The 12,434-nt window shown below is 70.2% G+C and carries 1 protein-coding gene; it reads left to right on the top strand.

What is annotated here, in order from left to right:
* The coding region (locus B4I46_RS15955; protein WP_414708944.1) for a filamentous haemagglutinin family protein at positions 1-12,410 on the top strand (12,410 nt) is incomplete at its 5' end.
* Between the last annotated feature and the right edge of the window lie 24 nt (positions 12,411-12,434).

Raw genomic sequence — 12,434 nt, 5'->3', positions numbered from 1 at the left:
GGCTGCCACCGCCGCTGGCCCAGCAGCAGCGTGCCAATGCCCAGTTGCAGCGTTCGCTGCAAAACCTCAACAACACCGTGGCCGCCATCGCCGCGCAACAGGCTGCCCAGGCGGCCGGCCGCGCCGCCGCGCTGGCGGCGCCCTCGAGCATCCACAACGGCCTGGGCGGCAATGGCCTGAACCCGCTGCTCGATGCCAATGGCAAGCCGTTGTTCACCAACGCCGAGGCTCCGGTACAGACGCAGAAGGGCGGCACCACCCAGGTGACCATCAAGCAGACCGCCGACAAGGCGATTCTCAACTGGGAAACCTTCAACGTCGGCCGCGACACCCAGCTGACCTTCCAGCAGGACGCCAACTGGGCACTGCTCAACCGCGTCGGCAACAGCGTCGCGCCCAGCCAGATCCAGGGCACGATCAAGGCCGACGGTACGCTGATGATCGTCAACCGCAACGGCATCGTGTTCAGCGGCAGCAGCCAGATCAACGTGCGCAACCTGACGGCGGCCGCCGCCACCATCAGCGACCAGCAGTTCACCGACCGCGGCCTGTACGTGGACAGCCTGGGCAGCCAGCCGACCTTTACCGATGCCGCCGGCAAGGTCATGGTCGAGCGCGGCGCGTTGATCCAGACCCACGCCCCGGCCAGCTCCACCCAGGGCGGTGGCTACACCCTGCTGCTGGGCCATGAGGTGGAGAACGCCGGCCAGTTGATCAACGCCAAGGGCCAGGCGACCCTGGCGGCGGGCGATACCTTCTACATCCGCAAGGGCGTCGGCACGGCGGGCAACCCGTACTCCACCACCCGCGGCAACGAGGTGGCCACCACGCTGAAGGCCGGCAGCACGGCCGGCACGGTGCGCAACAGCGGGCTGATCCAGGCCAGCCAGGGCGACATCACCCTGACCGGGCATCAGGTGCGCCAGCAGGGCGTGGCCGTGGCCACCAGCTCGATCGACAACCGCGGCACCATCCACCTGCTCAACGCGGCCAGCGACCGCACCGGCAACGTGACCCTGGCCGCCGGCAGCACCACTGCCATCGTCATCGACGCCAACCCCGGCAGCGCACTGGACAGCCAGCGCGAGGCGGTGCGCAAGGACCTGGGCGGGCAGGTCAACCAGCGCAACGGCGCGTTCGACAACCTCAGCGCGGTGGCCGATGACCGCAGCCTGTCGCGGGTGGAGATCGTCAGTGGCGGCACGGTGGACTTCCAGGGCGGCTCGCTGACCCTGGCCACCGGCGGCCAGGTGGCGGTGAGTGCCGGCCAGCGCAGCCTGCTGCGCGACGGCGCGGTGCTGGACGTGGCGGGCGCGGTCGGGGTCAAGCTGGCCATGGACAGCAACAGCATCAAGGTCAACATCCAGGGCAACGAGCAGCGCGACGCGGCGGGCAACCGCGACAGCGGCGCGCTCAACAGCACCGATGTGTGGGTCGACATCCGCGAGCTGGTGCACGTGGCCGCCGGCACCAACGGCTACGAGGGCGAGCGCTGGTACACCGCCGGCGGCCTGCTGGAAGTGGGCGGCTACCTCGGCACGCGCAGCCACGGGCTGGGCGAGTGGCTGGCCCAGGGCGGCACGGTGAGCTTCACCGGGGGCGACCTGGTGACCCAGGCCGGCTCGCTGGTCAACCTCTCGGGCGGCACGCTGGACGTGGCCACCGGCTACCTCAAGCAGACCTGGCTCAAGGGCGCCGACGGGCGCCTGTACAACCTCTCGCGTGCCCCTGGCGATGTGCTGTACCAGGGCGTGTACAAGGGCTACGAGCAGCACAGCGCACGCTGGGGCCAGACCCGCTACTTCTACAGCCCGCTGATCGCCCCGCGCGAGCGCCTGGAGAACGGCTACACCGTTGGCCGCGATGCCGGGCGGCTGGTGGTCGGCACCGCCAATGCGCAGCTGGGCGGTGAGATCCTGGGCGAAACCTTCAAGGGCGACCACCAGCTGCAGGCCCCCCAGACCGGCCTCGACGGCTACCGGCAAAGCCAGCTGAGCCAGGCCCGCGGCGCGCAGCTGATCGTTGGCGACTACCGGCCCACCGCCACGGGCAGCGTGCTCAACGCCGGCGCGGGCAACCTGCACCAGGTGGTGATCGGCTCGCAGGTGCAGGGCGGCTCACTGACCCTCGACGCCCCGGTCGAGGCCGAGCGCGAAGGCGTCCTGCGCCTGGAAGCCGAGCGCCTGCGCGAGCTTGGCGGCCTGCAGGTGGCCGCGTATGAGGGCATCCGCCTGGAGCAGGCGCTGAACCTGGCCGACGGCGCCGGCCTGAGCCTGCTGGCGCCACAGGTGCAGATAAACGCCGACCTGGTCAGCCACGGCGGCGACCTGCTGCTGGGCAACCTGCAACGCGGCTCGGACAGCCTGCGGGTCGGCAATGCCGGCCTGGCCGCGCGTATCGAGGTGGCCGACGGGGTTCGCGTGGAGGCCAGCGGCCGGCGCCAGGACGGCGTCAATGCGCAGCCCGCCGACCTCTCGGCCTGGCTGGACGGCGGTTCGCTGGCCCTGCGTGGCACCGGCGACATTCGCCTGGGCCAGGGCAGTGTGCTGAGTGTGGAAAGCGGCGCGGCGCGCACCCCCGACGGCAACTGGCGCGGGGGTGCCGGTGGCGACCTGAGCCTGGCCAGCCTGACCTCGGGCGGGGCCGGTGGGCAGTTGCTGCTGGGCGGCGAGCTGCGCGGGTACGGCACCACGGGTGCCGGCACGCTGGCCCTGCGCGGCGACACCGTGAGCATCGGCGCCGACACCCCGGCGGCCAGCCTGAACCTGGGCAGCGATTTTTTTGCCAAGGGCTTTGCCCGCTATGAGGTGGTGGGCAACCAGCGCCTGGAGGTGGCGGCCGACAGCCAGGTGCAGGTGACGCGGCCGGTGTACCGCCTGCGTGGCGATGCCCGTTCGGCGACCGAGGCGCTGGAGCTGTGGACGCCACCGCAGTACCTGGAGAACGCCGCCAAGGGCGTCCTGACCCAGCGCGCCGGTGCCAGCCTGCTGCTGCAGGCGGGCAGCGAGCTGGACCAGTCGGCCCAGCAGGTGGCGTCACGCTGGCTGCAGGTAGCCAGCGGCAGCCGTATCCAGGTCGATGACGGGCAGTCCATCACGTTGCGCAGCCCCGGTGGCCTGCAGGTTGACGGCAGCCTGGTGGCACACGGCGGGCAGATCACCCTGGCTGACACTGTTGTGCAGGAGGCCTTGACCAGTGCGGTGCGGTTCGAGCCGCATCAACGGGCGATCCGGGTCGGCGCCGGGGCGCTGCTCGACGTATCGGCCCGTGCCGTCACCGCCGTGGACGCGCGTGGCGAGCGCTATGGCGAACTGCGCCAGGGCGGCAGTATCGTCATCGGCAGCACCTTCGACCCCAACCTGGGTGGCGCGCTGGCCCCCGACCTGTTCGTGGTGGTCGAGCGTGGCGCTGTACTGGATGCGTCCGGCAGCCAGATGAGCGTCGATGTTCCCGGGGTTGGCGCGACTCGGCTGGCCAGCCAGGGCGGCAGCATCAGCCTGAGTTCGATCAATGGCCTGTACGTGGACGGCGAGTTGCGTGCAGCGGCGGGTGGCGCTGGCGTGGCGGGCGGCAGCCTGACCCTTGCGCTGGAGAGCGGTACCTACCCGATCACCCCGGCCTATGCCGAGGCCATCCGCCAGCGCGAGCTGCGTATCAGCCCGCGCGGGGAAGCCTTCGCCAACCAGGCCGGTAAGCTGGAACATGGCCATGGCCACCTCAGCGTGGCCCAGGTGGCGCAGGGCGGGTTCGATGTACTGACGCTGTTCAGCCGCGGCGTGATCAGCTTTACCGACGACGTGACGCTGCAACCGGCGCGCAGCCTGCACCTGTATGCCGGCGCACTGGGGCTGGCCGAAGGGGCTCGCGCCGATACCCGGGTGCGCCTGTCGGCTGCGCATGTGCGTCTGGCCGGGTACACCAGCCTGCCGCCGGCCGGGCCGGGCCTCACCAACAATCAAATCGGTATCGCGCTTTCGTCGCAAGCCGATCAGGCCATGCTGCAGGTGGATGCGGCGCTGATCGACGTACGCAATACCCTGAAGTTCGGCACGGGGGTGAGTGAAGCGCTGAGCATCGATCGACGCGGCTTCCATCAGGTCAGCCTGAACAGCAGCGGCGATCTGCGCCTGCTCAAGACACTGGGCGGTAACGACACGCGGCTGGTGGCGCCGGGCACGCTGACCCTGAGCGCGGCGCAGATCTACCCTGGCACCAATGCCGTGGCAGTGATCAAGGCCGAGCATGTGAAGATTGCGCGCAGCAGCGCGGCCACGCCTGCCCAGCCCTATTCGCTGTTTGGCGCGCTGTCGATACAGGCCGACACCATCGACCAGCAGGGCGTGCTGCGCGCGCCCCTCGGCGCCCTGGTACTGGGCACCGCCAGCACCCGCGAAGTGACCCTGCGCCCTGGCAGCCTGACTTCGGTCAGTGCCGCCGGCCTGGTGATGCCTTATGGCGGCACCGTAGATGGCCTGGTGTACAACTTCGCCGGCCAGTCGCTGAACAGCACGGTGCTGGGCCAGAGCCTGCCCAACGGCTGGCTCAACGTGACCCTGGGCGGTGGCAGCATCGCGGTCCAACCCGGTGCGGTAATCGACCTGTCCGGCGGTGGCGATGTGCGCGGCGCCGGCTTCATCTCCGGGCGCGGCGGCTCCACCGATGCCCGCTATCACCCGCTGGTGCGCAACAACCCCGATGGCAGCTTCAGCCTGCCGGGCCTGGCGAACAACCCGGTGTACGCCATCGTGCCCGGTGTGCAGGCCAGCGTGGCGCCTGAAGCGGTGGCGGGCGAGCCATCGGGTTCGATGCCGTTGGTGGGCCAGCAGATCACCCTGGACGCCGGGATCCCAGGCCTGCCCGCCGGCACCTACACCTTGCTGCCGGCCAGTTATGCGCTGTTGCCGGGGGCCTACCGTGTCGAGGTCAACGGCCAGGCCAGCGTCGGCGCGCCGCAGGCAGGTGCCATGGCGCTGCGCAATGGCTCATGGGGCCTGACCGGCAAGCGCTCGATCGCCGGCAGCGGGCTGGGCGATGCCCTGTCGCAGCACCTGATACTGACCGGTGCCGACACCTTGCGTCGGTACTCGCAGTACAACGAAACCAGTTTCAGCCAGTTCCTGCTCAACGATGCCGCACGCCTGGGTATCCCGCGTGCCGCGCTGCCCATCGATGCCAAGGGCCTGACCCTGGACCTGGGCCATAACGACACCACGCGGCCCGGCTTCAGCATGCAGGGCGTGCTGTTGAACAAACCGGCGGACAAGGGCCACGGCAGCATCGCCACGGTGCTGTTCGGCGACACCCTGGTGATCCACGGCGACAACGCGCCCGCCACACCGGGTGCCGGCGAAACCGCCATTGCCGCGTCGCAGCTCAACGCCCTGGGTGCCAGCAGCCTGCGCATCGGCCATGCCGGGCAGCGGGTGTACGGGCAGGGTGGCAACCAGCTGCTGTTCGGTGATGCCAGGGGCACCAGCATCGTGCTCAAGGGTGGCGCGCACCTGAAGGCCGCCGAAGTGCTGATGGTTACCGGGCGCATCGCCGGCGCCATCAACATAGAGCAAGGCGCGAGCATCGATACGCTCGGGCAGGGCGCACCCGCCTACGACAGCCGCGACGGCTACCTCTACAACCCGCACAACAGCAGCCTGCTGATCGTGTCCAATGGCTGGGTCGACGTGCTGGCGCCGCAAGCGCCCAGCGGGACGATCACCGGGCCGGGCAGCATCCTGATCGGCGGCTGCCTGACGCGGTGCAGCGGCCAGACCGAGCTGTATTCCGAAGGCACCATTGCCGCCGCCACCAACAACCGCTTCAGCCTCGACGACCAGGTGCGCTTCGGCACCCGCAACCTGACCCTGGCGGTGGGCGCGATCAACGTCGGCAGTGCGCAAAGCCTGGCCGCTGCCGCTGCGGCGGGCTACCTGCCCAGCGGCCTGACCCTCAACCAGCAGGTGCTCGACCGCCTGCTGCAGGGCGATACCCGCCGTGGCGCGCCAGCCCTGGAAACCTTGACGCTGACCGTGCAGGACAGCCTCAACTTCTTCGGCACCACCGCGCTCGACACCCTCGACCCGGCGACCGGCAAGTCGCGCCTGAGCAACCTGGTGCTGGGCACCCCGGCGATCTACGGGCATGGCGCGGCCACTGACGTGGCCAGCATTCGTACCGGCAACCTGATCTGGAGTGGCGCCACCCAGGCCGCGCCGGCCCTGCTCGGCAACGGTGCCGGCACCGGCAGCGGACGGCTGCAGATCGAAGCCCGGCGCATCGAACTGGGGTATGGCCCGCAGGCGCAGAGCAGCAGCCAGCCGGCGTTCGAGCGCCTGGCGCTGGGCTTCAGCGACGTGGCGCTGCTGGCCAGCGAACGCCTGACTGCCAACCACCGTGGCAGCCTGTCGGTGTATCAGTCACGCGGCGAGTATGTGACCGGCGAAGGCTACCGCTACAGCGGCGGCAACCTGCTGGTGCGCACCCCGCTGGTGACCGGTGAAGCCGGCTCGGTCAACCAGGTGCGCGTCGGCGGTGCCCTGCAGATGCTCGCAGGGGCGGCGCCGAGCACCGCCGACGCGCAGCTCAAGGCCGGGGCGCTGGGCGCCGAATGGTCGTTCAGCGCGCAGCGCATCGACCTCGACACCCGCGTGGCACTGCCCAGCGGCAAGCTGACCCTCGACAGCCAGGGCGACCTGCGCCTGGGCCAGGCGGCGCAACTGGACCTGGCCGGGCGCAAGGTCAGCCTCAACGACCTGGACAAGTACAGCTGGGGCGGCGACGTGATCCTGCGCAGCCAGCACGGCAACATCCACCAGGCGGCCGGGTCGATCATCGACCTGCACGCCGAACACAACCAGGCCGGCAGCCTGGAGGTGGTGGCGCTGGACGCCAGTGCCGGCCAGGTCGACCTGCAAGGCCGCCTCCTGGGCGCAAGCTCCGGCCACTACGATGCCGGGGGCACCCAGGTGCCCTACGCGGGTGCGGGTTTCACCCTGCGTGCCCAGGGGCTGGCCGGTGACCTGAGCAGTGCCTTCGCCACGCTCAACCAGCGCCTGAACGACGGCGGCGTGCATGGCAGCCGGCGCTTCCAGTTCAAGCAGGGCGACCTGCAGATCGGCAACGGGGTGCGCGCCAACCAGGTGCAGGTGTCGCTGGACAACGGCCATCTGCGTGTCAACGGCCTGATCGATGCCAGCGGCGAGCGTGTCGGCAGCATTCGCCTGGCCGCCGGCAATGGCCTGACCCTGGCCCAGGGCGCGGTGCTCGATGCACATGGCAGCGTGCTGCGCGTGGACAGCTACGGCAAGATCATCGACAGCCCCAACCGGGCCACGGTGGAGCTGAATGCCGGTGCCGGGCAACTGACCCTGGCGCGTGACGTGCGTATCGACCTGCGCCATGGCACCGACGCACCACTGGGCGGCGGCGCCGGCCAGCACGATGGCCGCGAGCGCGGCACCCTGGCGCTGTATGCGCCGCGGCTGCGGGCCGACGACCCGACCCATGGCGACATCGCCATCGACGCCTCGCAGGCGCTGTCGATTCTTGGTGCGCAGCGCATCGACCTGTTCGCCATGGCGCGCGATCATGCGGCCCCGCAGGGCGTCGACCCGCATGTCAGCGGCAAGCCCTATGTCCAGATCGACCAGGCCTACCTCGACGCACGCCACGCGCAAAGCGTGCAGTTCATCGACAGCGCCCTGGCCAACACGGCGCTGGTCAACGGCAAGCTCGCCGGCCTGGTCAAGGGTTACGCCCAGCAGTTCCACCTGCGCCCGGGGCTTGAAGTGATCACCGACGGCGACCTGGTGGTCAGCGGCGACCTCGACCTGTCGCGCTACCGCTATGCCAGCCTCAACCCCAACGTGCACAAGACCGGCGCGGTGTACGGCTCGGGCGAGGCCGGCAGCCTGAGCCTGCGTGCCGGTGGCGACGTGGAGGTGCTGGGCAGCATCAACGACGGCTTCGCGCCGCCACCCGAGACCCAGGACGACGGCGGCTGGGTGCTGCTGGAAGGGCGCCTGGCCTATGGCGCCCAGGTGGTGGTGCCCAACGGCGGGGTCGAGCTGCACGAGGGCACCGGTTTTCTGGCCGGCCAGGTGCTCAACTACGACCTGCCGATACAGGCGCGCGTGCTGGCCTCGGGCGCTGTGCTGCCAGTGCGTGCAACCCTTTCGGCCGCGATCGAGCTGCCGGCTGGCACCGTGCTCTCGGCGGCGCTCTACAACGCCGACGGCAGCCAGGCACTGGCGGCGGGCACCCGCCTGGAGGCCCCGCTGCGCCTGGAAGCGGGCATGCAACTGGGCGCCGGCACGCGGCTGGTGGTCAACACGCCCGTCACGGCCATGACCTGGCCAAAAGGCGTGGCACTGCCGTCCGATCCGGGCCACCTGCTGAACGGTGGCGCCGATGACCTGGTGCTGCTGGCGGGCAACCTGGTGCTGCAACGCGGCGCGATCATTCCGCCGCGCACCGATATCAAGCTGGGGGGCGTGGGCTCGGTGGCGCTGCGCAGCGAGGGCAAGGGCACCAACTGGGCGGTCGCCAGCATGCTGCCGGCCGGTTCGCAGTCGTGGAACCTGCGCGTGGTGGCCGGTGCCGATACCACGGCGGCCGACCCGCGCCTGGCCGACCCGAACGCCAGCGGGCGCCTGCGCCTGGCCGACCACCACGTGGGCATGCTGGCGGTAGGCGCCAGTGCCGGCTGGGTGTGGACCCAGGAAGGCATCGACGGGTTTGGTGTGGACGCCAAGCCCGGCGACCCGATCGACTTCGATGCCATCGGCTACCCCACGCTGTGCGACGAGTTCCCCACCTGGTGCGCCCGGGCACCGGCTGCCGGCGGCGGCCTGGTGTGGACCCAGGAAGGCATCGACGGCTTTGGCGTGGACGCCAGGCCCGGTGACCTGATCGATTTCGACGCCATCGGCTACCCCACGCTGTGCGACGAGTTCCCCACCTGGTGCGCCCGGGCACCGGCGGCCGGCGGTGGCCTGGCCTGGACCCAGGAAGGCATCGACGGGTTTGGCGCAGATGCCAGGCCGGGTGATCTGATCGACTTCGATGCGATTGGCTACCCCACCCTGTGCGATGAGTTCCCCACCTGGTGCGTGATGACCGCGCCAGGCAACACCAAGCACGACACGGTGCCCGGCGGCGCCTCGCGTTACAGCGTGCTGCGTACCGGTACCGGTGACCTGGACCTGATCGCCGCCGGCAACCTGGACATGACCACGCTGTTCGGCGTGTACACCGCCGGTACGGCGACCCCGGTGCCCGCCGCCTATCAACTGGCACGCGGGCAGGCCAATGACGGGCAGGTGCTGCCGGAGTTTCTCGGCGGCTACGAGGCGCTGGTCGATGGCGGCGCGCAGAGCCTGTACCAGGCCTGGTACCCGGAGCAGGGCGGCAACCTGCTGTTGACGGTGGGGGGCAACCTGACGGGCAACTCCCTCAGCCGCGAATATGGCAGCCTGACCCGCCTGGCCTACCAGTTGCCCACTGCACAGGTCGGCAACTGGCTGTGGCGCCAGGGCAGTGGCAACGCGCTGGCGGCAGACGAGCAGATACCCACGGCCTGGTGGATCAACTTCGGCACCTATGTGCGCTACCAGCGCAACAGTGTGGTGGCCGGCTTCACCGGCTTCGGCACCCTGGGCGGGGGCAACCTCGATGTCACGGTGGGCGGGCAGGCCGGCACCCTCGATGTGATCGGCAATACCGCTGACCAGTACCGCACGCAGTGGGACGACAGCGCACGTACCCAGGCCCTGCAGCTGGCAGTAGGCAGCACCGGCCGCGTGGGCCGCGATGGCAGCCTGACGCTGGGCGGTGGCGGCGACCTGAACCTGAAGGTCGGCGGCGCCGTCAACCCCACCCAGGCGGCCCTGGGGCATGGCGACAACGCCGATGTACTGGGCGTGGCCGCCCATGACCTGCAGGGCACCCTGGTCAACCTGCGCGGCAACCTGCAGGTGTCGGCGGCGGCCGTGGGCGGTATCGACCGTGCCTACGGCGCGCTCGGGATACAGCAGGACAGCCACGAAACCCGCGCCTACGACCCGTTCCAGGCCACCCTGGCCAGCGCCAAAGGCGGCCTGGTGGTGGTGCCCGGCGACGCCACGGTGCAACTGAGCACCCGGGGCGACCTGGTGTTGGGGGCGGCGGCCGACCCGGGCCGTGTGCCAACGCTCAACACCACGCCGTTCGGCACGGCGGCGGGGGGCGGCAACAGCTGGTTCAGCCTGTGGACGGCCAACACTGCCATCGACCTGTTCTCGGCGGGCGGTGACCTGACCCCCAGCACCCAACTGATCGAATTGACCCAGCCGGTCAGCGGTGATGCGCTGTCCGGCCTGGATACCTCGCCCACCGACGGGCGCTTTGTCTACCCGTCGATCCTGCGTGCGGTGGCGGCCTCCGGCAACCTGTACTACGGGAACTCCGCGCAGTACCGGGAGAAGAACCGGCTGCAGGGCGCGAGTGGCTACTCGTTGCTGCTGGCACCTTCGGCCAATGCCCAGTTGCAGCTGGTGGCGCAGGGTTCGATCTACGCCGGTGGCTATGCGATCAACCAGTCCGGCGCCGCACCGTCGGCCCTGGCTACGCCGTTCAACCCGGGTTTCATCGGCAGCTACAACGGCCACAGCGTCAGCAACCAGAGGCCAGACGGGATTGCGGCAGACCTGGAAGCGGGTCGCTTCCCGCTGTTCGCCTTTGGCAGCACCAGCACCGCCAATGCCTACGGGCAATTGCAGCCGGCGCGCATCTACGCCGTGAGCGGCGACCTGGTGGGGGTGCGCTCGGGCGAGGTCCTGAACTTTGGCAATGCGCGCAATGGGGCCGTCTGGTACGAAGGCGCCGCACCGGTGTGGATGATGGCGGGGCGCGACATCGTGTACAGCGGAACCGGCCTTGGCGAGACCACCTACGTGCCGGCGATGATGTCGGACATCGTCGGTGCGCTGGCGCTGTCCAGCGGCAACCTGTTCGTGCACAACCACGCCACCGATCACTCGCAGGTGGTGGCTGGGCGCGACATCCTGTTCAGTGGCCTGAACGTGGCCGGCTCCGGCACGCTCACCGTCAGTGCCGGGCGTGACCTGCGCCAGGAGGACCGTGCAGCCATCACCAGCCTGGGCGCCATCGTTACCGGCGACAACCGCCCCGGCGCAAGCCTGGTGTTGCAGGCCGGTGTGGGCGCCCAGGGGCCAGGGTATGCGCGCTTTGCCGAGCTGTACCTGAACCCGGCCAACCTTGCCGACAGCAACCAGAGCCTGGCGGCGCAGCCGGGCAAGGTGGCCAAGACTTACGCCGAGGAGTTGCGTCAATGGCTGGCCGAGCGCTACGCCTTCGAGGGCGATGCGGCCCAGGCGCGGGCGAGGTTCGCCAGCCTGCCGGCGACCGAGCAGGCGGTGTTTGCGCGCCAGGTGTACTTTGCCGAGCTGCGTGCCGGCGGCCTGGAGTACAACACCGTGGGCGGGCCGCGCCAGGGCAGCTACCTGCGCGGGCGCAATGCGATCGCGGCGCTGTTCCCCGAGCAGGACGTGGCCGGCAACCCGATCCGCTACGACGGCGACATCCTGATGTTCGGCGGGGCCGGGGTACGTACCCAGGTGGGGGGCGCGATCCAGATGCTCACCCCCGGTGGCCAGCAGGTGTTCGGTGTGGAGGGCGAGGCGCCGCCGGCCGGTGCCGGGGTGATCACCCAGGGCAACGGCGATATCCAGCTGTACGCGCGTGGCAGCATCCTGCTGGGGCAGAGCCGCATCATGACCACCTTTGGCGGGTCGATTCTGGGCTGGTCGGCCGAGGGCGACATCAACGCCGGGCGTGGTTCCAAGACCACGGTGGTCTACACCCCGCCTCGCCGGCTGTACGACACCTGGGGCAACAGCAGCCTGTCGCCCACGGTGCCGAGTACCGGTGCGGGTATCGCCACCCTGGCGCCGGTGGTGGAAGTGCCGCCGGGGGACATCGACCTGATTGCGCCGCTGGGCACCATCGATGCGGGGGAGGCGGGCATCCGGGTGTCGGGCAACGTCAACATTGCCGCGTTGCAGGTGGTGAACGCGGCCAACATCCAGGTGCAGGGTGATGCCAAGGGCATGCCGGTGGTGGCGGCGGTGAACACCGGCGCGATCTCGTCGGCGAGTGCGGCGGCGTCGTCGGCGACCCAGGCCGCCGAAGATGCGGTGCGCCAGCAGCAGGCCGCGGCCCGCCAGCGTCAGCCGTCGGTGATCACCGTGCAGGTGCTGGGGTTTGGTACCGAGCGCCTGGTGCCGGGCAAGGAGGGTGCGAGCCTGGGGCCGCAGTACAACCCGCAGAGCCCGGTGCAGGTGCTGGGGGCCGGGGCGCTGGATGAGCAGGCGCGGGGGCGGTTGACGGAGGAGGAGCGCGGGAATCTGGTGTTGTAGGGTTGCCAGGTTCGGTTCGGGGCG

The organism is Pseudomonas sp. UBA7500 (assembly GCF_002478435.1).
GTDB lineage: Bacteria > Pseudomonadota > Gammaproteobacteria > Pseudomonadales > Pseudomonadaceae > Aquipseudomonas > Aquipseudomonas palmensis.
The sequence above is the reverse complement of the archived record's forward strand: the minus strand, read 5'-3'. Positions and strand labels throughout refer to the sequence as shown.